Annotated in this window: 18 protein-coding genes; 9 read left to right on the plus strand and 9 right to left on the minus strand. The window is 75.4% G+C overall.

What is annotated here, in order from left to right; all coding sequences use genetic code 11:
• Positions 1-4: 4 nt before the first annotated feature.
• The 3 genes from CP974_RS22600 to CP974_RS29735 all read right to left on the minus strand — a co-directional run bounded on the left by CP974_RS22600 (position 5) and on the right by CP974_RS29735 (position 2920).
• Positions 5-1003, minus strand: coding sequence for a Fe(II)-2OG oxygenase family protein (locus CP974_RS22600; protein ID WP_031130849.1), 999 nt, complete (start codon positions 1001-1003; stop codon positions 5-7).
• Positions 1004-1528: 525 nt separating this feature from the next.
• A complete protein-coding gene (locus CP974_RS22605) occupies positions 1529-2758 on the minus strand; it encodes an ATP-grasp domain-containing protein (RefSeq protein ID WP_031134269.1) in 1230 nt (409 codons plus the stop codon).
• 3 nt (positions 2759-2761) lie between these two features.
• Positions 2762-2920 carry a hypothetical protein gene (locus tag CP974_RS29735; protein ID WP_158100747.1) on the minus strand — a complete coding sequence of 53 codons (159 nt, stop codon included), beginning with the start codon at positions 2918-2920 and terminating at the stop codon, positions 2762-2764.
• Between the two features lie 119 nt (positions 2921-3039).
• On the opposite strand from CP974_RS29735, the gene CP974_RS22610 reads away from it, so the two are divergent.
• Both CP974_RS22610 and CP974_RS22615 read left to right on the plus strand, forming a co-directional pair.
• Complete coding sequence (locus tag CP974_RS22610) at positions 3040-4014, plus strand: helix-turn-helix transcriptional regulator (protein WP_031134267.1); 975 nt, start codon at positions 3040-3042, stop codon at positions 4012-4014.
• A gap of 126 nt (positions 4015-4140) precedes the next feature.
• Entirely contained in the window at positions 4141-4875 is a 735-nt protein-coding gene (locus CP974_RS22615; protein ID WP_031134265.1) for a 3-keto-5-aminohexanoate cleavage protein, read from the plus strand.
• 28 nt (positions 4876-4903) lie between these two features.
• Here CP974_RS22615 and CP974_RS22620 read toward each other — a convergent pair whose 3' ends face one another.
• Positions 4904-5431 (minus strand): MBL fold metallo-hydrolase, encoded by a 528-nt coding sequence (locus CP974_RS22620; protein ID WP_223844508.1) that lies wholly within the window; start codon positions 5429-5431, stop codon positions 4904-4906.
• On the opposite strand from CP974_RS22620, the gene CP974_RS22625 reads away from it, so the two are divergent.
• From CP974_RS22625 to CP974_RS22635, 3 genes are all read left to right on the plus strand, one after another.
• Positions 5333-5887, plus strand: coding sequence for an ABATE domain-containing protein (locus CP974_RS22625; RefSeq protein WP_223844507.1), 555 nt, complete (start codon positions 5333-5335; stop codon positions 5885-5887). The genes CP974_RS22620 and CP974_RS22625 overlap by 99 nt on opposite strands.
• 875 nt (positions 5888-6762) lie before the next feature.
• Positions 6763-7203 (plus strand): hypothetical protein, encoded by a 441-nt coding sequence (locus CP974_RS22630; RefSeq protein WP_031134261.1) that lies wholly within the window; start codon positions 6763-6765, stop codon positions 7201-7203.
• 65 nt (positions 7204-7268) lie between these two features.
• Complete coding sequence (locus CP974_RS22635; RefSeq protein ID WP_031134259.1) at positions 7269-9176, plus strand: chitinase; 1908 nt, start codon at positions 7269-7271, stop codon at positions 9174-9176.
• Here CP974_RS22635 and CP974_RS22640 read toward each other — a convergent pair.
• Positions 9161-9754: a phosphatase PAP2 family protein gene (locus CP974_RS22640; protein ID WP_031134257.1), complete on the minus strand. Its 594-nt coding sequence runs from the start codon at positions 9752-9754 to the stop codon at positions 9161-9163. The genes CP974_RS22635 and CP974_RS22640 overlap by 16 nt on opposite strands.
• Positions 9755-10148: 394 nt before the next feature.
• Complete coding sequence (gene gabT / locus CP974_RS22645) at positions 10149-11498, minus strand: 4-aminobutyrate--2-oxoglutarate transaminase (RefSeq protein WP_031134255.1); 1350 nt, start codon at positions 11496-11498, stop codon at positions 10149-10151.
• A 242-nt stretch (positions 11499-11740) separates the two neighbouring features.
• On the opposite strand from gabT, the gene CP974_RS22650 reads away from it, so the two are divergent.
• The 4 genes from CP974_RS22650 (at position 11741) to CP974_RS22665 (ending at position 19050) form a co-directional block, all read left to right on the plus strand.
• Entirely contained in the window at positions 11741-13933 is a 2193-nt protein-coding gene (locus tag CP974_RS22650) for an ATP-binding protein (RefSeq protein ID WP_166463180.1), read from the plus strand.
• Positions 13934-14512: 579 nt separating this feature from the next.
• On the plus strand, positions 14513-16096 hold the full coding sequence (locus CP974_RS22655; RefSeq protein ID WP_031132064.1) for a PucR family transcriptional regulator: 1584 nt from the start codon (positions 14513-14515) through the stop codon (positions 16094-16096).
• 291 nt (positions 16097-16387) lie between these two features.
• The gene (locus tag CP974_RS22660) at positions 16388-17413 is read left to right on the plus strand and encodes an EamA family transporter (RefSeq protein WP_078915620.1); all 1026 of its coding nucleotides are present in this window, start codon (positions 16388-16390) and stop codon (positions 17411-17413) included.
• Between the two features lie 191 nt (positions 17414-17604).
• Positions 17605-19050 (plus strand): aldehyde dehydrogenase family protein, encoded by a 1446-nt coding sequence (locus CP974_RS22665; protein ID WP_031132060.1) that lies wholly within the window; start codon positions 17605-17607, stop codon positions 19048-19050.
• 125 nt (positions 19051-19175) lie between these two features.
• Here the strand turns inward: CP974_RS22665 and CP974_RS22670 are convergent, their stop codons facing one another.
• Genes CP974_RS22670 through CP974_RS30420 form a run of 3 tightly spaced genes read right to left on the minus strand, consistent with a single transcriptional unit; the run spans position 19176 to position 22380 of the window.
• Entirely contained in the window at positions 19176-20294 is a 1119-nt protein-coding gene (locus CP974_RS22670) for a phosphoenolpyruvate carboxykinase (ATP) (RefSeq protein WP_031132058.1), read from the minus strand.
• A complete protein-coding gene (locus tag CP974_RS22675) occupies positions 20291-21202 on the minus strand; it encodes a lactate/malate family dehydrogenase (RefSeq protein ID WP_031132056.1) in 912 nt (303 codons plus the stop codon). The genes CP974_RS22670 and CP974_RS22675 overlap by 4 nt, the downstream gene beginning before the upstream one ends.
• Positions 21199-22380: a phosphotransferase gene (locus CP974_RS30420; RefSeq protein ID WP_051839466.1), complete on the minus strand. Its 1182-nt coding sequence runs from the start codon at positions 22378-22380 to the stop codon at positions 21199-21201. Before CP974_RS30420 ends, CP974_RS22675 begins: the two co-directional genes overlap by 4 nt.
• Positions 22381-22393: the final 13 nt, after the last annotated feature.

Consider the following 22393-nt stretch of genomic DNA (forward strand, 5'->3'; position numbering starts at 1 on the left):
GCGGTCAGCCGTTGACGACGCCGTAGCGGTCGCCGAGGAAGAACTCCTCGAACGCCTGACGGGTGTAGACGTTGTGAGTCTTCAGCAGCCAGCGCTGCTTGAGCCCCTCGACGTCGTGGATCGCGTGCACCTCACGCCCGTGGATCACGTGCCGGTTGGAGAAGGTGACCGAGTCGCCCGGCTTGGACACGCGCATCCGCTTGCGGGAGTGCAGCGCGGCGACGAAGCGGCCCAGGACCTGCTGCGCCTCCTCGTCCAGCCCGCGCGTGCGCCCCTCGAAGACCCGCGCGCCCTCGTCGCCGTTGAGGACGGCGTGGTCCTCGGCCCGCCGGCCCTCCAGGAGGTTGCCCTCCCGGGTCGACACGTCGTCGAAGGGCGTGTGGAAGCGCCGCTGCGCCAGGATCTCGCGGTCCCCGTCGCTGAGCTCCTCCAGGGCGTGGGCCGTGACCGTGAACGTGGAGTACACCTCGTTCGTCGGGGTGTCCCGGAGCGTCAGCGTGTTGACGAAGTCGGGGCTGACGAAGTGGTTGGTGAAGTCGCGGTGGAACTTCAGCGTGCCGAGGGTCTTCTGCGACTGGGTGTCGAACATGGACTCCTTGGGGTAGATGTCGTGGAAGAAGTCACCGCCGTTCACGCTGAGGTGGCCGATGATCTCGGTGCCCGTGAGGACGGCGTAGGCGGCCAAGAACCCCTCGGCCACGAACGTCTTCTTCAGGCGGTACTTCTCCTGTACGGGGTCGGTCGAGCCGAACCTCGGCAGGTCGAGGTCGATGGGCGCGTTGCCGATCACGACGAGCGGGCGCTCGGCGAAGTCACGCAGCATCGACATCTCGCAGAAGTCCGTGAACCTGCTGCCGAGCCGCTGGTCACGGTGGAGCCGGGTCATGTCGGAGATGTAGGAGTCGAAGTCGCTGTAGGGGCTGGTGGCGATGTCGGTGAGCACCGCCCGCAGCGCGTCCCGCTCGGCGTCGGTGAAGACGAAGTCGTACTTGATCTGCTGCATGGTGCGTCCTTCCACGAGGGCGTGAGGGTGTACGGCCGTGGGGCCGTGGATGCGGGATGGGATCAGGGAGCGTGACCGCACCGCCGCCGCGCCCGTACCCGCGCTCGGCGGGCCGGACGGACAGGGGAGGGCGCGGTGGGGTTCGGCCGCGAGGCGTCCCCGGGGCGCCGGCGGTCGCGGCCGCGCGGGGACGCCGCTCGGACCGGCCGGGATGACGAGGGTCGTACCCGGCCGGATGGTGGCGGCGCGCGGTGACGGGGGTGGGCGGGGGGGGTGAACCGGCCGACCGTGGGCATCGGCCGGTCGTGGGCACCTGGCGGACCGGCGCGCACCGGTGGGCCGACACCGGCCGGCCGCGGGAGCCCGGCCGGGCACGGACGGCGGGCCGTGCGTCGGGCGTACGGTGCCACGGCCCGTCACGCTGACGGACGTCGGCCGGTTCGGGCCGTCCGGTGGCTCCTGGCCGCCCGGCGCGGCGCGGGGCTGCCGCGCGGGCCCGCCGTTGGCGACAGCGGTGCGCGAGGGTCAGTCGGTGATGACGGCCGTGTGGGAGTCGAGGACCTCCAGGTCGCGGCGGAGCGTGTCGAAGTCGTCGTTCCAGAGCAGGACGCTCGCCGCGAAGTCGCGGATGTCCTGCGGGGCGGAGGTCGTCTGACCGACCTCCACGTTCCACTGCCAGTGGTGGTCACTGCGCAGTCGCGCGCGGTCCAGGCGGGAGACGCGCCCCTCGGCCTTGGGGAAGTACACCCAGGCCGCGTGGGGCCCCTCGGTCCTGCTACCGGGCAGGCCCTCGCCCCGCTGCAGACGGAAGTGCGCCTCCTCGATGTCCAGGCCCCAGCGGATCCGGCTCGTGGAGGGCACGAGCGCGGCCGGGGCCCGTGCGGCGATCTCCAGGAACACCAGACTGCCGTCGGGCCGTTGGTAGATCTCGTGGTGGTAGGCGCCGTTGCGGGGCTTGTCCGCCAGGGCGTCGAGGACGCGGCGGTTGAACTCCAGCAGGGACGGCCGGGCCGGGTGGTCGTCCGGGAGGGTGTGGCTCGCGCACACCCGGCCGTTGACGTACTCGTAGCACGGGTGGAGGTAGGCGTTCGCCTCCGCGTGCACGATTTCGCCGTTCTGGACGGCCGTGTCCACGTGGTACAAGGTCCCCCGCAGGAACTCGTCGACCTCGAACCGGCGGGACCCGGCCTCCTCGGCCCACGCGTGGAGCTCCGCGGCGTCGTCCAACCGCCGGGCGCCCACGCTGCCGGACTCGTCCAGCGGTTTCACGAACATCGGCCAGCCGAGGGCCTCCTCCAGCGCGGCGACGTACCCCTCGGGATCGTCGCGGTGGGCGGCGGCGTCCCAATCGCGGTGCGCCGGCAGGGCGATGCCGGCGCACCGCAGGGCCTCCTTCATGGCGATCTTGTTCGTGAACGGTGCGAGCCGTGCGGGCTCGTCACCCGCAAGTCCGAGCCGTGCGCGCACCTCGGCGACGACCCCGAGGGAGTACTCGTCGTGGCACAGCAGGGCCACCTCGTCCCGGTCCGCCCCGGGCAGGTCGTTCCGCATCTCCTCCACGCACGTCGCGAGGGAGTCGGCGGTGAACTCCTCCAGTACGGCCGTCTTCGAGAAGACGTCGGCGCGGCCCCGCTTGAGGAGCTTCTGATGCTGTGCCGGGCTGGTGACCAGCCAGGTGCGGCGGTGCGGGCGGCTCAGGAGGGCGGGGTCGATCCGGAAGGAGGCGACGTCCTGCACGACGATGTCGGTACGCACGTCTCAGCCCTCACGCAGCGGGACGAAGTCCCATATGTTGCCGTGGCGGACGACTGTCGGCGCCGACTCCGGCGACAGCGCCGGCGCGGGCGCCGGGGAGGCGACCAGGACCACTCCGGCCGTCACCGCGGCGATGGTCCATGCGGCCGTTGACCGTTCCATCTAGTTCCCCTTCATCACACGTCGATCCGGGCAAGCAGACGGCTATCCGGATACTCCTGGGGCATGCTCAGCTTCGTGTGACAGGAAGTGGTCAGACCGCTACTGGACAGGGGAAAGGCATGACCATCCGACTGGATCGCGTGGATGTGGAGCTCTACCGGGCCGAGATCCAACGGCCCAAGAACGGCGAGGCCGAACTGGCCCGGCGGTTGGGAGTGGCACCCGAAGAGGTGTGCCGGCGCAGGCAGCGGCTGACCGAGCTGCGTCTGCTCGAACAGGTCGACGACGAGACCTGGGTCGCGCGCAGCCCGCACGCAGCCGCCGACGCCCTGCTGGGCGAGGAGGAGAGGCAACTGGAACGACGACGTCTCGGCGTCGCGCAACGCCGCGAGGCACTCACCGCCCTGACCGCCGACTACCTGGACGCCCGGCGCCTGCGGTCCGACGCCGGCCAGGTGGAGGTGCTCCAGGGGGTCGAGACCGTCCGCGCCACGCTCAGCGAACTGGCCGCGCTCGCCGCCACCAGCGTCGACTCGATGGCCCCGGGCGGGGCCCAGAGCGAGCACGCCATCCGCGCCGCCCTGCCCCTCGACAAGGAGTTACTCGGCCGCGGAGTCGCCCTCCGCAGCCTTTTCCTCGACTCCGCACGATCGCACTCCGCCACCATCCGCTACCTCAAGGACATCCACGACGCGGGGGCCCACGTCCGTACGACGAGTCTCCTGCCCACGCGCATCCTGATATACGACCGCGAGACGGCCATAGTCCCCCTGGACGCGCAGAACACCGCGCGCGGCGCGGTGGTCGTCCGTGACCTGCCGCTGCTCAACCTCCTCAACCACCTCTTCCACCTCTACTGGGACCAGGCCACCCCCCTGGACGCCGCCCGCACGAGGCCGGTGGAACTCAGCGACCTGGAACGGACCGTCCTGCGGCTGATGGCCGCCGGTCAGCTGGACGAGGTCATCTCCCGTCACATCGGCCTGTCGGTCCGCACGACCCGCCGGATCATCAGCGACCTCACCAGACGCCTCGGTGCCCACAGCCGCTTCCAGGCCGGGGTACGGGCCGCCGAGCGGGGGTGGATCGCCTGACCGCCGCCGCCCATCTGCCGCACCCCGGCTGCGGTGGGCGACCCGCTCCGCCGCCGTGCGGCGCCGCGCCGGTGACCCGCCGCCCGGAAGAGCGGTGCGGCGGCGGAGCCGTGGCACGATCGGAGCATGATCCAAGCGTGTCTGAACGGTCGGCGCACGACGCGGGACCACTCGGCGGTACCCCTCACGGCGCGGCAGTTGGCGCGGGACGCCGCGCTCGCCCGTGCCGCCGGGGCCTCCGGTGTGCACCTGCACCCCCGGGACCGCCACGGCAGGGAGAGCCTGGACGCGGCGGTCGTCTCGGAGGCCGTACGCGCGGTCCGCCGGGCCTGTCCCGGACTGGAGGTCAGCGTGTCGACCGGTCTGTGGATGTGCGAGGGGGACGCCTCCGCGCGCGAGGCCGCCGTGGCCCGTTGGGCCGACACGGAGCACCGCCCGGACGTCGTGTCGCTCAATCTCGACGAACCGGGCTTCGACCGCATGGCGGGCGCCTTGGGGGAGCTCGGTGTCGGCGTCGAGGCGGGCGTGTGGTCGGCGGCGGACGCCGAGCGCCTGCTCGACGGCCCCCACGCCGCCACCTGCCACCGCGTCCTCGTGGAGATGATCGACCTCCCCACCGAGCGGGCGCTTCCCGAGGCCGACGGCATCCTGGACCGACTGGCGCGGGCGCGGCTCGACGTCCCCGTCCTCCTGCACGGCGAGGGCGAGTGCACCTGGCCCGTCCTGGACCACGCGCTCGCCCTCGGCCTGCAGACCCGCATCGGCCTGGAGGACACCCTCACCGACCCCGAGGGCCAGGGCGTGGACGGGAACGCCGTGCTGGTGCGCCACGCCGTCACCCGCCGGGCGCGCGTCCACTGACGCCCCGCCACGCCGGCCCGCGGGTGCGTCAGCCGCGGGTGCCGAGGTCCAGTCGGTCGGCCAGCCCGGCCGCGCCGAACGCCGCGACGAGCCGGTCGCGGCCCTCGGTGAAGTGCGCCCAGCTGTCGTAGTGGACGGGCACGACACGGCGGGCGCCGAGGAGGACGGCGGTGTCCACGGGCCCGAACCGGGCCGCGATCTCCTTCAACAGGTCGAGTGAGGCGTTGTCGCCGCTGACGTAGACCGTGGGGAGGCCCTCGCCGGTGAGGACGAAGCCGACGACCTGGCCGGTGATCGCCTCGACCTCGTCGCGCTCCCCGGGGCCGTGGAGGGCGGGCACGCCGGTGACGGTCACCGTGCCGCCGCCGGGGCGTTCCAGCTCGACCGACTCCCAGTCGGCCAGGCCCTTCGCCCCGTCCCTCAGGCGCTCCCCGCCGCCGGGCGGTGCGCCGTCACGCTGCCCGGCGGGCAGCGCCTTGATCTCCTCGACACCCCCGCAGGTACCGAGCGGTGGCTCGTCGACCGCGGACTCGCCCCAGTCGACACCGGCATGCAGGAGCTCTGCGCCTCCCTGCTGCGCTCCCTGCGCGAGCACGTCCGCGCCCTCCTCGCGGCCCACGTCGCCGGCCTGCCCGCCCCCGCCGACGCGCTGGCCGCCCTCAACGGCGCGCTCACCCGGGCCCCCGCCGCCTCCCTGCTCCGCTGGAACCCGGACCGCGGCCTGTACCGCGAGACGGCCCACCCGGTCGCGCAGATCGTCGAACACGCCCTCGCCGTCCCCGCCGCCGACCTGCTGACCGGCCCCGACGCCGACCGCCTCACCGCCTGCGGCTCCACCCCCTGCAACCGCTACCTGCTCCGCCACGGCCGCCGCCACTGGTGCTCGGTCCGCTGCGGCGACCGCGCCCGAGCCGCCCGCGCCTACGCCCGCCGCACCGCGGCCGCCGCCCCGCATCCCGGCGGCACCACGACGCCGCCGGACGGCACGCGACCGCCCCGGGCGCGGCTTTGACGGATCCTTGATGGCGGACCGACACCGCGCCGGAAACGCTCGGGCCCCGCGGGGAGAGACGGTCGCCCCCGCCGTCGCCTCGCGCCGTCGCCACGGCAGTGCCGCCGGGGGAGAGCCACGTGCGCGGCGGGTACGGCGTGACCGTCGTCGGCATCAAGCGCCCGGGCCGGGCCTTCACCTACGCGACCGCCGAAACGGTCATCGAGAAAGGGCGACGTCATCGTCGGCAGGACGCAGGCCGTGGAGGCGTTCGCGGCGCTCGGGGTGGCGTGCGGGCGTCGCGGAGGCCCCTTCGGGCGCTCGGGTGCGCGCACGCGCCGCCGCCACCGCCGCGGCAGGGGAGGCCGGGGAACGGCCGGTCGACTGCCCCTCCGCGGCGTGCGCTAGTAGGCCGTCCGCCCGATGTCCCGTACCCGCGGGCGGGCGCCGGGCCTGGCGGGTGCCGGGGGCTCGGGCGGACGCCGGCGGGCCGGGCGGCCGGGCGGGCGCCGTGGGGCGGACATGGGCGGCCGGACGGGCGTCGATGGCCGGGCGCTGATCGCGCGCCGCATCGCGCGCCTCCGTGCGCCGGTTCACTCCACCGGGGCGGGCCGACCCGCGTAATGATCCCCGCGCGCCCGCCTCTCCGGTGTGAAGGCACTGCCGAGCAGGGCAGTCACACACGGACATGGAGGCTGTGGCATATGACGGGTTCTCGGGGATCGGGGAGTGAGGGCGCTCCGGGCGCCGCGGCGGCCGCGGGTGCCGCCGGGGCCGGTGCCGGGGCCGCCGGGGGCGCGGGTGTCCGGGCCGCCTCGGGTGCCGTGGGCGGCGCGGGGGGCGCGGGGGGCGCCGGGGTGCCCGGGAGGGGCGGCCCGTGCGGGGCCAGGGCGGTGGTGGAGTGGCTGGCCGCGGTGGCGCCCGACCCCGGCGCCTGCCGCTGGGAGTGGGAGCGCGACCCGCGGGGGGTCGCCCTCCTGCCCGCCGGGCGGCGCTGGGACGTGCTCATCATCCCGGCGCGGCTGGGCTATCCGACGCTGGACGTCCTCCAGCGGCTCGTGGCCAGGCCGGGCCCCGTGCTCTGCGACTTCGGCGACGAGCGGATGGGCTTCTTCGTCCCGCCCGGGACGGCCGCGCGCTGGCTGGGCACGGGGGTGCGCGGCGCCGGTCGCGGCACCTGGATCGTCGTCCCGTACCCGGGGCGGACCACGGGCGCCGCGCGCTGGCTGGTGCTGCCGGACGGGGTGGGGACCCTCACCGACCCCGCGCTGCTGGAGCTGGCGATGCACGAGGCGGCGGCGCGGCTCGCGGCGGGAGGTGACGACGGGAGGTCTTGACACGGCGATTGGTCTGGACCATTTTGTGTGCGCCGCACCCGACACCCCCACATCCGGAGGCAGTTGTGTACCGCACCCGTCGCACCAGACCTCTCGCCGCCACCCTGGCGGCCGTGCTCGCGGCGGGCGGACTCCTCGCCGCGGCCCAGACCGCCGAGGCCCGCCCGCACCGCACGGCCCCCTCCGGGGCCGCCGCCCCCGCCCCGGCCGCCGCCCCCGCCGCGTCAGCCCCGGCCGCCGGACGGGCCGGGGCCGCCGACGCCGAGCTCCTGCGCAACGGGGGCTTCGAGACCGCCCTGGACGGCTGGACGTGCACGGCGGGGAGCGGGACCGCAGTCGCCTCGCCCACGCGCACCGGCACCGGCGCCCTGAAGGCCGTCCCCGCGGGCGGCGACAACGCCCGCTGCTCCCAGACCGTCGCCGTACGCCCCGACTCGGCGTACACGCTGAGCGGCTGGGTGCGCGGCGGCTACGCGTACCTCGGCGCGTCCGGCACGGGCACCGGGGACACGTACGCCTGGACGCCCTCGGCCGCCGACTGGCAGCGGCTCACCACCGCCTTCCGCACCGGCCCCGCCACCACCTCGGTCACCGTCTACACCCACGGCTGGTACGGCACCCCCGCCTACCACGCCGACGACCTGTCCCTCACCGGCCCCGGCGGCGACCCCGTCACCATCCCCGACACCCCCGGTGGCCTGGCCGCCGGCACCCCCACCGCCACGAGCGTGCCGCTCGCCTGGCGGCCCGTCGGCGGCGCGACCGGCTACACCGTCTACCGCGACGGCGTCAGGGCCCAGACGGTCACCGGCACCTCGGCCACCGTCACCGGGCTCGCCGCCGACACCGCGTACGCCTTCCAGGTCACCGCCTCCAACAGCGCGGGCGAGTCGCCCAGGTCCCCGGCCGTCACCGCGCGCACGGCCCCCCGCGACACCCCGGGACCCGGCCCGCACCTGCCCGCCCACGCCCTCGTCGGCTACCTCCACGCCAGCTTCGCCAACGGCTCCGGGTACACCCGCATGGCCGACGTCCCGGACTCCTGGGACGTGATCAACCTCGCCTTCGGCGAGCCCACCTCGGTCACCTCCGGCGACATCCGCTTCGCCCTCTGCCCGCGCACCGAGTGCCCGCACGTCGAGTCGCCCGAGGAGTTCAAGGCCGCGATCAGGGCGAAGCAGGCGGCGGGCAAGAAGGTGCTCATCTCCATCGGCGGACAGAACGGCCAGGTCAGACTGGCCACACCGGCCGCCCGCGACGCCTTCGTCGCCTCCGTGTCGAAGATCATCGACGAGTACGGCCTCGACGGCCTCGACGTCGACTTCGAGGGCCACTCCCTCTCCCTCGACACCGGCGACACCGACTTCCGCCGGCCCACCACCCCGGTCGTCGTCCACCTGATCAGCGCGCTGAAGACCCTGAAGGCGAGGTACGGCGACGGCTTCGTCCTCACCATGGCGCCCGAGACCTTCTTCGTGCAGCTCGGCTACCAGTTCTACGGCTCCGGCCCCTGGGGCGGCCAGGACCCGCGCGCCGGCGCCTACCTGCCCGTCATCCACGCCCTGCGCGACGACCTCACCCTGCTCCACGTGCAGGACTACAACTCCGGCCCGATCATGGGCCTGGACAACCAGTACCACCACATGGGCGGCGCGGACTTCCACATCGCGATGACGGACATGCTGCTCACCGGCTTCCCCGTCGCGGGCGACGCGAGCCGCTTCTTCCCGGCGCTCCGGCCCGAGCAGGTCGCCATCGGCCTGCCCGCCTCGCCGAACGCGGGCAACGGCCACACCCCGCCCGCCGAGGTGGCCAAGGCGCTGAACTGCCTCACCCGGAACACCGACTGCGGGAGCTACCGCCCGCACGGCACCTGGCCCGCCCTGCGCGGGCTGATGACCTGGTCCATCAACTGGGACCGCTTCAACGGCTGGGAGTTCTCCCGGAACTTCGACGCCTACGACTGGCGCTGACCCCCGGGCGCGGCGGCCCGCACGGCACCGGCGCGCCCCGCCCGCGCGGCGCGCACGGCACCGGCCCCGCCGAGCACCGCGCCGCACAGCAGCAGGCTGCCCGCCACGTCCAGCGGCCAGTGGTAGCCGCGCAGCACCAGTCCCGCGCCCGTCGCCGCCGTCAGCACCGCGGCGACGGGCACGAGCGCCCGGCGGTGGACCAGCAGCGCCGCCGCCCCGTACGCCACCAGCGACGTCGCGGTGTGCCCGGACGGGTAGTAGCCCGTCGCGTCGGTGAACGGCCCCGGCCGGTCCAGCAGCAGTTTCAGCGGGATTACCAGGGCGGGCACGAGCACCATGGCCGCGGCCGCGTACAGCGCCGCCCGCCGCCGCCCGCGCCACAGGGCGTACGCCGCGGCGGCGGCCAGCACCGGCAGGGCGACGGGCGGGTTGCCGAGGTCGGCGCCGAGTTCGGTGAGCCACGCGGGTCCCCGGCCGGCCAGCACGCGCCCGGCGCGCTCGTCCAGCGCGGCGAGCGGGCCGCGTACCGCCACCTGCCAGGTGACCAGCGCGAACCCGCACAGCGAGAGCACCGCCACGACGAAAGCCGGCCGTCCCGGAACAGGGGGGGTTGTTCCGGGACGGCCGGCGGGACCGGTGTGCCGCTCGCCCCGGGGGGTGTGGGGCGGGCGACGGTCCGATCGGTGAGGATCGCCGGCACGCGAGGCGCCGGCACCGTGCGCGAAGGCACGTCCGGGGCGGTACTGGGGAGGTCCCGTCCCGGGTCCGCCCGCAGTCCCCTGCGAGCGGGGTTCTTCTCTCATCGGCGCCGACGTTACGCGACGCGAGAGGGGACCGACAGCCGGACCCCCATCCCGCCATCGGCCCCCCACACCTTCTTCACGTACCGGTGCGTACGGCTCCCACCCGCCTCCCGGCGGTGGGACACCCGGCACCGGGCGGTCTGCGCCGAGGTGCCCGGTGCCGGGTGCGTCAGATGCCGGCGAAGGCGTTCTCGAGGATGTCCAGGCCCTCGTTCAGCAGCTCCTCGCCGATCACCAGCGGCGGCAGGAAGCGGAGCACGTTGCCGTAGGTGCCGCAGGTCAGGACCAGCAGGCCCTCCGCGTGGCACGCCTTCGCCAGGGCGCCGGCGGCCTCCGGGTTCGGCTCCTTGGTGGCCGGGTCCTTCACCAGCTCGATGGCGATCATGGCGCCCCGGCCGCGGATGTCACCGATGCTGCATCCGACCTTGTCGGCGTACTTCTCCCGCATGGCGGCGAGGCGGCCCTTCATGACCTCCTCGATGCGCTTGGCCTTGCCGTTGAGGTCGAGCTCCCTCATCGTCTCGATGGCGCCGAGCGCACCGGCGCAGGCCACCGGGTTGCCGCCGTAGGTGCCGCCCAGGCCGCCGCCGTGCACGGAGTCCATGATCTCGGCGCGGCCGGTGACGGCGGCGAGCGGCAGGCCGCCCGCGATGCCCTTGGCCGTGGTGATCAGGTCCGGGACGATGCCCTCGTCCTCGCACGCGAACCACTGGCCGGTGCGGCAGAAGCCGGACTGGATCTCGTCCGCGACGAAGACGATGCCGTTGGCGTTGGCGAACTCCACGATCGCGGGGAGGAAGCCCTTGGCCGGCTCGATGAAGCCGCCCTCGCCGAGGACCGGCTCGATGATGATGGCGGCGATGTTCTCGGCGCCGATCTGCTTGGTCATCTGGTCGATGGCCTGGGCCGCGGCCTCGGGGCCGCAGTTCTCCGGGCCGGTCGGCCAGCGGTAGCCGTACGCCACCGGGACGCGGTAGACCTCGGGCGCGAACGGGCCGAAGCCCTGCTTGTACGGCATGTTCTTGGCGGTCAGCGCCATCGTGAGGTTCGTACGGCCGTGGTAGCCGTGGTCGAAGACGACGACGGCCTGCCGCTTGGTGTACGAACGGGCGATCTTGACCGCGTTCTCGACGGCCTCGGCGCCGCTGTTGAACAGCGCGGACTTCTTGGGGTGGTCGCCCGGCGTCAGCTCGGCCAGCGCCTCGCAGACCTCCACGTACCCCTCGTACGGCGTGACCATGAAGCAGGTGTGGGTGAAGTCGGCGAGCTGCGCGGAGGCGCGGCGCACGACGGCCTCGGCGGAGGCGCCCACGGAGGTCACGGCGATACCGGAGCCGAAGTCGATCAGGCGGTTGCCGTCGACGTCCTCGATGACGCCGCCGCCCGCGCGGGCGGTGAACACCGGGAGCACCGAACCGACGCCGCCCGCGACGGAGGCGACGCGGCGGGCCTGAAGCTCCTGCGACTTCGGGCCGGGAATGGCGGTGACGACGCGGCGCTCCTGCGGAATTTCGGTCATGCGGGGCTCCTGGGGGTGCTGACGGACGCGGTGGGTCTGCTTTCTCCCGCAGGCTAGGCCCGCGCGGGGCGGCCGGGCATGCGCCGTTCGGGAGTGGTTCGGCCCGTGTCGTTGTCCGCGGCGGACATAGCGGTGCCGACCCGCCCGCGCGCTCCCGCGCGGACCCGCCCCAACACCGCGCCCGGGCACTAGATTGGCCGGTGCAGACGCGCGCGGCCTGGCAGCACAGGGGGCAGGGACGGATGGACAGGGACGCTACGCCACACGACACCCGGGGCACCCGCCCCATCCCCCCACCCCACCCCCCGGCCCCGCCGGCGGCGTCCCCGGCCCCGCCCGCGCGACCGCCCGCGCCCCCCGCGCCCGCCCCGGCGCAGGCCTCCGGGTACGCCGTCCCGCCGTCGCCGTCCGGGTACGTCGCCTCTTCGGCGCCGCCCCCGCCCGCCCCGCTCCACGCGCCCGTGCCGCAGGCCGGGTCCTCCGTCGTGGACTGGCTGCGCACCCCCCGCCCGGAGTCGGAGCCCGGCGTGTGGCGGCTCGGCCACCGCCCGCGCCCCCAGGAGGAGCCCGAGCGGGTCCCCGCCCGGCGGCTCTTCGCCGGAGCGGTGATCTCCCTGCTCAGCGGCTGGCTGCTGTGGTCCCTGCTCTGGAACGGCTACCTGGGCCACTACTGGCTGTGGCCGCTGCTGGTCCTCACCCCCGACTCCTGGCGGTTCGAGCCCGCGACCTGGGCCACCGCGAGCTACGTCTACTACGCCCTCGTCGGCGGCGCCCTCCTGGTCTTCTTCGCCCGCGTCGGCCATGTGCCGGAGATCTTCCGCCGGTACGCGCGCCGCCCCCGCGCCAAGGCCGCCGCGCTTCCGCCGCCGCGCTCCGGGGCCGACCCCGCCGACTGGCCCGAGCTGCGCGCCGCCGGGCTGGACGAGGCGGCCGACCGGCTCGCCGAGGCCGCCCGCACGGGGGCGCTCGGCGACGTGGACTACGCCCGCATCCAGCGCGCCTGGCAGGGTGTGCGCACCCGGCCGGGCCGCCTCGCCGCCTTCACCGAGTCCGTCCGGGACCGGGGCCCCGCCGCCTGCGCCCACCCCTCCGGGGCACGGGACCTGCCGGTGCGGACGGCCACCCACGACCTCGCCACCGGCCAGGTCCGCATCGGCACGGCCGCCGACCACCCCCGCAACCCGTACGCCCGCCGCACCACCGGCGTCGCCCTCGAACCGGACCTGCTGGGCACCTCCCTGCTCGCGGTGGGCCCCGCGGCCTCCGGCAAGACCGTCCACCTGGTCCGGCCCGTCACCGAGGCGCTGTGCCTCCAGGCCCTGGCCAACCGCGCCGCCGTCGTCGCCGTCACCGCGCAGGGCGCGCCGCTCGCCCCGGACGAGGCGTTCGACGTGGTCATCGCGGTCGGGCGCCCCGACGCGCGGTACGACCTCGACCTGTACGGCGGCGCCGACGACCCCGACGAGGCCGCCCGCACCCTGGCGGAGGCCCTGGTCGGGGACCTGGTGCCGGACAGCCGCCGCGCCGCGACCGCGCTGGCCCAGCTCATCGGCCCCTACCGGGCCGCGTACGGGCGCTTCCCCGCCGTACCGGAGCTGCGCGAACTCCTCGGCGGCTCCCCGCAGGCCCTCGCGGAGCTGCGCGCCGCCGTCGCGGGGGATCCCGCCCAGCTCAGGGAGCTGGACGCCCGCGCCCGGCAGGCGGAGCGCGGCGACGACGTGGCGGTGCTCCTCGCCGAGCGCGTCGCCTTCCTGGACCGCCCCGCCTTCGCCCACGCCTTCCGCACCGACGGCGAGGGCCACCGCTTCTCGCTGCGCGCCGTCGAGCACCCGCTGCGCGTCCGCGTCGACCTGCCCGAGCGCGGCCACGCCGAGGCGTCGCGGATCGTGGCGCGGCTGCTGTTCGCCCAGTTCACGGAGGCCGCGCTCGGCCGCGCCGACCGGTCGCTGTTCGCCTGCCTGGTCCTGGACGACGCCACCGACACGATCACCGCCGACTCGGTGCGCGCCGTCCAGCGCCTGCGCTCCGCGCACGCGGGCGTCGTCCTGTCGCTGCGCACCCTGCAGGACGTGCCCGAGGCGCTGCGCGGGCCGCTGCTGGGCGCGGTGGGCTGCCGGATGGCGTTCTCGGGGCTGGCGCCGTGGGACGGGGGCCGGTTCGCCGAGGTGTGGGGCACGGAGTGGGTGCAGACCCGCGACGTCACCAACCGGCAGATCATCTCCGACGAGCCGCTCACCAAGGCCGTGCACCTCATGCGGCGCCTGGTCACGGGCCGGGCCGCCACCGCCGAGGCGGTCACCGTGCGGGAGGTCGAGCGCCAGCGGTGGTCCGCCTCGGAGCTGGCGCACGGCGTCCCGGCCGGGCACGCGGTCCTGTCGGTCACGGGCGTCCGCGGCGAGTACGCCCCGCCGCTGCTGGTCGACCTCCGGGGCTGACCCGAGGGGGCCGGCACCCGCGCCCCGGGGGTCGTGCCCCGCGCCGTCGGGGTGCCGGGAGCCGTGCCTCTCGGGCCGGGGCCCGCGCGCCGGGGGCCGGCCATGTACGTGGGAATCAGGAACGTGCCGGTCCTGCCGGGGCCCGCGCGCCCGGGGGCCGGCCCCCCGGGGGCGCGCGGCGGGAGCCGTGCCGTGCGGGTGCCGGGGCGGGCGGTCGCGCCCGTGCCCCAGGGGTCGTGCCGCGCCGTCGGGGTGCCCGGGGCCGCGGTCAGGGGGTCGCGGGGCCTGTCCGGGGCACGCCCGCGCCCGGGTCGTGAGCGGCCTTCCCGCCCACGACCCGGCGGGTGCCCGTCCCGTCGCCCCGCGAGACGTCCCCACCCCCGCGCCCCCGACGCGTCGTGCCCGGTGCCCCGCGGCACGTGCCCTTCATGCCCTGCGGGGCGCGCCCACCCGCCCCCCGGTCGGCGCCGGCGCCGACCGGGGGGACGTACCCCTACGTCCTGGCAGAATTGAGGGGAGCCGTTCATACGGGACGGCGAAATACCGCCCCGTGTCCCCTTCCGAAGGCCCGCCGGTCCCATGCCGCTCACCCTCGCCTCGCTCGTCCAGCACTCCGCGCTGAAGCTCGCCGTACGGGCCGGCGCGGACCGCCTCGACACGCCCGTCCGCTGGGCCCACGTCAGCGAACTGGCCGACCCCGTCCCGTACATGGAGGGCGGTGAGCTGCTGCTCACCACCGCCATGACGCTCGACGCCGAGGACGCCGACGCCATGCGCCGGTACGTCCGCCGGCTCGCCCGCGCGGGGGTCGTCGGGGTCGGCTTCGCGGTCGGCGTGAACTACGACGAGATCCCCGGCGCCCTGCTTCAGGCGGCCCGCGAAGAGGGGCTGCCCCTGCTGGAGGTGCCCCGCCGCACCCCGTTCCTCGCCATCTCCAAGGCGGTGTCCGCCGCGCTCGCCGCCGACCAGTACCGGGCCGTCACGGCGGGGTTCGAGGCGCAGCGGGAGCTGACCCGCGCCGCCCTCGCCGAGGGCCCGGACGCCGTGGTGGCCCGGCTGGCCGCCCACGTCGACGGCTGGGCCGCGCTGTACGACGCGTCGGGCGCCGTCCTGGCCGCCGCGCCGGAGTGGGCGGCGCGGCGTGCGGCCCGGCTCACCCCGGACGTGGAGCGGCTGCGGGAGCGGTCCGCCCCGGCCAGCGCCGTGGTGGGCGGCACCGACGACCGGGTGGAGCTCCAGTCGCTGGGCACCGGGCGGCGCGTGCGGGGCGCGCTGGCGGTGGGCACGGGCGCGCCGCTCGGCACGGCGGAGCGGTACGCGGTCCACTCGGCCGTCGCCCTGCTGACCCTCACGACGGAGCGGTCGCGGTCCCTGCAGGCCGCCGAGCAGCGCCTGGGCGCGGCCGTGCTGCGGATGATGCTGGCCGGGCAGCCCGACCACGCCCGGACGGTGGCGGGCGACCTGTACGGCGGGCTGCTCGACGCCCCGTTCCGGCTGCTCATCGCGGAGGCGTCGGGGGACGCGGACCAGGCGGCCGAGCCGCCGCTCGACGTGCTGGCCGACGCGCTGGAGGCGGCCGCCGCCCGTGCCGGGGAGGCCGTGCTCACCGTCCCGGAGGGCGAGGACCGGCTGGTGGTGCTCGCCCAGGACGGGGGAGCGGTGGTCACCGCCTGCGACGCGTACGCCGCCCGCGAGGCCGACGAGGCGGGCGTCGTGATCGGCCTGTCCGCCCCGGCCGGCCCGATAGCGGCGACCACCGCCTACAAGCAGGCCGAGCAGGCGCTGTCGGTGGCCCGCCGGCGCGGTCGCGCCCTCGTCGAGCACGAGGAGCTGGCCGCCGGCTCGCTGCTGCCCCTGCTGGCGGACGACGCCGTGCGGGCGTTCGCCGACGGCATGCTGCGCGCCCTGTACGAGCACGACGCGACCGGCCGCGGCGACCTGGTCGCCTCCCTGCGGGCCTGGCTCTCCCGGCACGGCCAGTGGGACGCCGCGGCGGCCGACCTGGGCGTCCACCGCCACACGCTGCGGTACCGGATGCGGCGCGTCGAGGAGATCCTGGGCCGTTCCCTGGACGACCCGGACGTCCGCATGGAGCTGTGGCTGGCGCTGAAGACGACGGGAGGCCGCCCGCCGGGACCGGACCGGCCCCCCACCACCCGCTGACGGGGGAACGGCGAAACGCCACCGCCCGCGCCGGGGAACGCCGCGGCAGCCTCGGCGGCGCCGGCGGTGGCGGAGATCACGGAAGCGGCCAACCCCCGCCGGCCGACGGAAGCGGCCAACCCCCGCCGGCCGACGGACGCGGCCAACCCCCGCCGGTCGACGGACGCGGCCACCACCCCCGCCGGCCGAGAGCGTCGAAACCGCCCCATCAGCCTTCGAAACCACGCCCCGTCTGCCCGAATCCGGGCAAATCCTTTGCCGATCAGGCGCCGGATCCTTACTCTCCTGGTCATGACAACCGCGCGCATCAGCGGCACCGTGTGGGCCGCGCTGGGGATCGTGTACCTCGTGTGGGGCTCCACGTACCTCGGCATCCGCATCGCCGTCGAGACGATGCCCCCCTTCCTCTCGGCCGGCGCCCGCTTCGTCGTCGCGGGCCTCCTCCTCGCCGCGCTGCTCGCCTGGCGCCACGGGCCGGGCGTCCTCAGGGTCACGCGGCCCCAGCTCGCCTCCGCCGCGGTGGTCGGCGTCCTGCTGCTCGTCGGCGGCAACGGCCTGGTGGTCCTCGCCGAGACCACCGTGCCGTCCGGGCTCGCGGCCCTGCTCATCGCGGTCGTCCCGGCCTGGGTGGTCGTGCTGCGCACCGCGTTCGGCGAACGGCCCGGCCCCGCCGCGTATGCGGGCGTCGTCTTCGGGCTGGCCGGGCTCGCCCTGCTCAGCCTCCCCGGCCTGAGCGGCGACGTGCGGATCGGCGGCGTCCTCACCGTCGTCGCCGCCACCCTCATGTGGTCGGTGGGCTCCTTCTCGTCCTCCCGCATCCCGATGCCGCGCAACCCCTTCACGGCGAGCGCCTACGAGATGCTCGCGGGCGGCGTCGGCTGCGCCCTCGTCGGCCTCGGCCGGGGGGAGCAGCGCGGGCTGGACCTGGCCGAGGTGTCCGCCCGCTCCTGGACCGCGCTCGCGTACCTCGTCGTCTTCGGCTCGCTGGTCGCCTTCACCGCGTACGCCTGGCTGCTCCAGACCGCGCCGATCTCGCTCGTCGCCACGTACGCCTACGTCAACCCGGTGGTGGCCGTCCTCCTCGGCTGGCTGGTCCTCGACGAGCGGCTGACCTGGCCCATCGCGGTCGGCGGCGCCGTGGTCGTGGCGGGCGTGTGGCTCATCGTCCGCGCCGAACGCCGCCCCGCGCCGCCGGAACCCCCCGCGCCCGCCACCGCCCTCGCGCCCGCCGCCGACGGCGGCGCGGCGCCCCGCGACCCCGGCGCCGAGGCGCCACCGGCCACGGTGGTGGGCGGCCCCGGCACCGACCGCCGGTAGCCCCCGGGGGCGGCGCGACCGGGCAGCCCCAGGGCCTCCGCCCGCGGGGCCACGCGCCGATCCGGCGGACCCGGCGCCGCCACCACTCCACGGCGGACAAACGCCCAGCGGCCTGACCGGGCCTACCGTGTGAGCCGAGCGCCATGCGCACACGCGCCAGACACCCACTACTCGGAAGGGCCGGGACCGCGATGACCGTCACCCACGCCTTCTGGCTCGCCGGCCGCCAGGCCACCGGCGAGGCCACCTTCGACGTCACCTCCCCCTGGGACGGCCGCCTCGTCGGCCAGGTGAGCGTGCCCACCGAGGCCCAGGTCGAGGAGGCCGTGGCCGCCGCCCACGCCGTCGTCGACGAGTTCGCCGCCACCCCCGCGCACGTGCGCGCCGCCGCCCTCGACCACGTGTCGAAGCGGCTCGCCGAGCGCACCGAGGAGATCGCGCGGCTCATCACCGCCGAGAACGGCAAGCCCCTGAAGTGGGCGCGCGGCGAGGTCGGCCGCGCCGTGTCCGTCTTCCGCTTCGCCGCCGAGGAGGCCCGCCGCTTCAACGGCGGCGAGGCCCAGCGCCTCGACACGGACGCCGGTGGCAACGGCCGCCTCGCCCTGACGCGCCGCTTCCCGAAGGGCGTCGTCCTCGGCATCGCGCCGTTCAACTTCCCGCTGAACCTGTGCGCCCACAAGGTCGCCCCGGCCATCGCCGTCGGCGCCCCGATCATCCTCAAGCCGGCCCCGGCCACCCCGATCTCCGCCCTGATCCTGGGCGAGCTGCTGGCCGAGACCGACCTGCCGGTCGGCTCCTGGTCCGTCCTGCCGGTGCCGAACGACCGCATGCCCGCCCTCGTCCAGGACGAGCGGCTGCCGGTCATCTCCTTCACCGGCTCCGACACGGTCGGCTACGCCATCCAGCGCTCCGTGCCGCACAAGCACTGCACCCTGGAGCTGGGCGGCAACGCCGCGGCCGTCGTCCTCGCCGACTGGTCCTCCGAGGAGGACCTGGACTGGGCGGCGACCCGCATCGCCACCTTCTCCAACTACCAGGGCGGCCAGTCCTGCATCTCCGTCCAGCGGGTGATCGCGGACGCCTCGGTGTACGACCGGCTGGTCCCGAAGGTCGTCGCCGCGGTCGAGGCGCAGGTCACCGGCGACCCGACCGACGAGGCCACCGAGGTCGGCCCGCTCGTCAGCGAGGACGCCGCCAAGCGCGTCGAGGCGTGGGTGGACGAGGCCGTCAAGGGCGGCGCCACCCTGCTGGCCGGCGGCAAGCGCGAGGGCGCGACCTACGCCCCGACCGTCCTCGCCGACCTCCCCGCCGACGCCACCCTCGCCCGCGAGGAGGTCTTCGGCCCGGTCCTGACGCTCCACCGGGTGGACGGCGAGGCCGCGGCCTTCGCCGAGGTCAACGACTCCAAGTTCGGCCTCCAGACCGGTGTGTTCACCCACGACCTGCAGACCGCCTTCCGCGCCCACCGCGCTCTGGAGGTCGGCGGCGTGATCGTCGGCGACGTCCCGTCCTACCGCGCCGACCAGATGCCGTACGGCGGCGTCAAGCAGTCCGGCGTGGGCCGCGAGGGCGTCGCGTACGCGATGGACGACTACACGTACGAGCGGGTCCTGGTCCTCACCGGCCTGGCCCTGTAAGGCTCGTACCGCCGAGCAGGCGGCCGCAGCCCACTGTGCGGGGGCTGCGGCCGCCTTTCCCCATGTCGGCTCAGTGCACGCAGCACCCCTTGGCCGAGGCGGAGGCGCTGCGTCGCGGCGGGGGATCAGAGGGACAGACCGACTGCCTTCTGCAGAACCGTGGTGCTCGACGCGGTGTCGTGGTTCAGGGTGAGTGCCTGGTACGGGAGCTGGGCGAGTCGCGCCAGGAGGCCGTGGGCCGGCCGCGGCTCGGGAAGGAGCCCGAACACGTCCGGGTAGCGGTCCTCGGTGGCGCTGCCGATGAAGTCGCTCGGCTGGACCATGCGGCCCGAGTCGGTCAGCGTCGGCTCGTTGTCCGGTGCGATGGTGGGGAACAGCAGCGCGGCGGCCGTGCCCTCGGTGGCGAGGGTGAGGCCGAGCCAGCGGCTGAGCTGGTCGGGGAAGAACTGAGGCTTCAGCTCCTTGCCGTCGGACTTCCACAGGGGGGTGCGGTCCCCGGCCAGGAGGGCGTCGGTCACCCGCTGGTGCTGGGTGGGGTGCATCCCCTCGCCGGCCTGGAGGCGTTCGCGGACGGGCTGGTACCAGCCGACCGCGTGGAGCAGGCCGAAGCCGATCGCGGCTGCTGAAGGCCACGGCAGGACCCGGATGGTGTCGCCCTCGGCGCGGGCGAACACGCGGTCGTTGGCGAGCAGGTGGAGCCCCGTGCGGGCGAGGAGGAACCCGCTGGTGGTCTTGCCCGCGCCCTTGTCCCCGAGGGCGAGCACGGTCGCGCCGTCCTCGGGGCGGGTGACGGCGGAGGCGTGGAGGATGTGCCAGCCGTCCGCGAGGAGCTGGCCGCGCACGATCTCCCGCGCGAGGCGCGCGGTCGCCGCGGCCACCGCGGTCGCGTCCTCGCCGACGATCCGGAGCCGCTGGTCGTCGGGCCGCCACTCGTACGCCAGGATGTCGTCGGGCTGGGACGCCAGCACGATGTTGGAGTGGCTGCGCGTGCGGTACACCAGCCGCGCGTTGGCGTAGGTCGTCTCCTCGAACCCGCCGGTGAGGACGTCGGCGGTGAGCGCGTCGTACTCCTCGGGGTCGAGGTCAGCCACGACGGTGGGGCCGGTGACCGTGTCCGGGTCGACGCCGCCGGCGGTCCACCACGTGCCCATGTAGCGGGCCGCCCACGCGGTCACGGAGGGGGTGCTGCTGACGACGGTGACGGCCTGGCCGTCGGCCGTCTCGATGCGGGTAGCGGTGGTCATGCGGGGGTCTTCTCCTTCTCTGCGGCTTGCAGGGTCTCGTACGCGGCGCGGAGCTTCGACTCGGCGGCCGCGAGCTGGCTGGCCTCGTTCGGGGCCAGGGTCGGCATGCATTCGGTGCGGCGGCCGCCGGTGAAGTGCAGCGGCACCCCGAGGTGGACGCCGTCGCGCCAGTGGGCGGACAGCTCGACCACGCCGTCCGTCACGCCGAGCGCGTGGGCCAGGGCGGTCACCGTGGCGGCGGCGGGCCCGCACCGGGTCCGGCCGATCCCGTCCGCGATGCGCCCCGGCCGGGCCGCGAGTTCCTCGCGGATCTCCGTCACCGGCACGGGCACGGGCATGCGACGGCCGTGGACGGTGGTGGTGCTGGCGCAGATCACGGCGTGGTCGCCGTGCTCCCCGATGACGTGCCCGTGGACGGCGGCGGCCGGGACGCGCAGGCGGCGCGCGAGGATCGCCCGGTACCGCGCGCTGTCGGTGTTCGACCCGACGCCCAGGACCCGTGCGCAGCCGGACTCCTCCGCGAACAGCCGGGTCATCACGTCGACGGGGTTGGTGACGACCAGGACCACGCCGCTGTACGCGGTGAACTGGCGGGCCAGGCGCCGCAGCAGCACCCCGTTGGCGCGCAGCCCGGCCATCCGGACATCGCGGGTCGCGGTGTTGGTGAACGCGGCGCGGGGGCAGACCACCACGGCGTCGCAGGCCCGCATGTGGGCGGGCGCCGCGGTGACCAGCCGTACGGGTGAGCCGCCGGCCTGGCCCATGTCCTCCAGATCGGTGACGAGCGCGGCGGCACTGCGCCCGGAGCGCGAGGCGACCGCCACGGTGCGGCACCATCCGGAGGCGGCGAGGAGCATCCCGACGGCCTGGCCGACGGCCCCGGCGCCGATGACGCCGACGGCGGTCACGCGGCGGCCGCCTGGGCCGCCTGGTCCACGCAGGCCCGCCACGCCGACACCGGGGAGTCGGCTTCGAGGAGGTGGCCGCTGGCCTTGTTGAGCATGCGGACGACCGTGGACGCGCGGGCGACGAGGGCCGTCCCCTGGAGGGGGAGCGGCAGTCCGGCCGGTGCGGACAGGCACGTCGTGAGGATGTTCGTGGTGTCCATCAGCCACAACGTCGTTGTCTGGTAGAGCCATGTGGTGCGGTCCCGTCCCGGCTGGGCGGCGGCTTGGGCCAGGACGTGGTCGGTGATGCCGTCGAGGACGGTACGGCTGTGCTCAGCCGGGGCGTGCGCGGTGACGAGCCCGAGGACGAGCCGCGACGCGACCTTCGCGAGGTCGGCGCACGGCTGGCTGCGCATCAGGCCCGGGTCGATGAACAGCGGGCCGCCGCCGTGGTCGGGCCAGATCACGTGCTCCGGCTTCAGGTCGCCATACACGACGGGCCGATCCAGGAGAGCGGGCCCGGCGGAGGCGCGGCGCAGCCGGGACACCACCGCGTCGAGGACGGCGCCGTGGGGGGCCTGGGCGAGATAGCGCGGGCCCGAGACGCCGTTGAACTTGCGCAGGAACGTGCGGCTGATCGACCGCTCGGGGATGGGCAGCCGGTCGACGAGCGCCGTGACCCGCTCGTCCCGGAGCGGCCCCGCGACGGCGGTGGTCACGGCGGCGAGGATCTCGGCGGTCCGGGCCGGGTCGGCGGTGATCCGGTCGGCCAGCGTCACACCGGGCACGGGCTCCGTGAACAGCACCCCGTGTGCGACCCGGACCGCGGGGACCGGAAGGCCGGCGTCGGCGAGCGCCTGGAGCTGGGCGGCCTCGCGGTGGACGAGCGTGTCCGGGGCCGCGACGTACCGGGCCTGCGCGCGCTGGACGGTCGGCCAGTCACCGCACGACCCGCCCAGCAGCGACACGAGCGACGACCCGAGGACGCTGTACTTCGCGATCCACGGCAGGCCGTTCACGTCGACCTGCTGGACGTGGCTGGTAACGCTCGGGATGATGCGCCCGAGGCGTACCGTCGCATCCGGCCAGAGATGGTGGGCGGCGGCCTCCATCTGCCGGATGGCGTGGCCGGTGACCAGGTCCGGGCTCGGCGGCTGGACGACGTCCAGGCCCCAGCCGAGTGTGGTTGATTCGGGCATCGGCGCTCCTTCG

Origin of the sequence: Streptomyces fradiae ATCC 10745 = DSM 40063, assembly GCF_008704425.1 — a bacterium.
Classification (GTDB): Bacteria; Actinomycetota; Actinomycetes; order Streptomycetales; family Streptomycetaceae; genus Streptomyces; species Streptomyces fradiae.

Excerpts from the sequence above, each read along its gene's own strand:
- CP974_RS22600 (WP_031130849.1), bottom strand. The coding sequence starts at position 1,003 with ATGCAGCAGATCAAGTACGACTTCGTCTTCACCGACGCCGAGCGGGAC.
- CP974_RS29735 (WP_158100747.1), bottom strand. The coding sequence starts at position 2,920 with ATGGAACGGTCAACGGCCGCATGGACCATCGCCGCGGTGACGGCCGGA.
- CP974_RS22610 (WP_031134267.1), top strand. The coding sequence starts at position 3,040 with ATGACCATCCGACTGGATCGCGTGGATGTGGAGCTCTACCGGGCCGAG.
- CP974_RS22615 (WP_031134265.1), top strand. The coding sequence starts at position 4,141 with ATGATCCAAGCGTGTCTGAACGGTCGGCGCACGACGCGGGACCACTCG.
- gabT (WP_031134255.1), bottom strand. The coding sequence starts at position 11,498 with ATGACCGAAATTCCGCAGGAGCGCCGCGTCGTCACCGCCATTCCCGGC.
- CP974_RS22650 (WP_166463180.1), top strand. The coding sequence starts at position 11,741 with ATGGACAGGGACGCTACGCCACACGACACCCGGGGCACCCGCCCCATC.
- CP974_RS22655 (WP_031132064.1), top strand. The coding sequence starts at position 14,513 with ATGCCGCTCACCCTCGCCTCGCTCGTCCAGCACTCCGCGCTGAAGCTC.
- CP974_RS22660 (WP_078915620.1), top strand. The coding sequence starts at position 16,388 with ATGACAACCGCGCGCATCAGCGGCACCGTGTGGGCCGCGCTGGGGATC.
- CP974_RS22665 (WP_031132060.1), top strand. The coding sequence starts at position 17,605 with ATGACCGTCACCCACGCCTTCTGGCTCGCCGGCCGCCAGGCCACCGGC.
- CP974_RS22670 (WP_031132058.1), bottom strand. The coding sequence starts at position 20,294 with ATGACCACCGCTACCCGCATCGAGACGGCCGACGGCCAGGCCGTCACC.
- CP974_RS30420 (WP_051839466.1), bottom strand. The coding sequence starts at position 22,380 with ATGCCCGAATCAACCACACTCGGCTGGGGCCTGGACGTCGTCCAGCCG.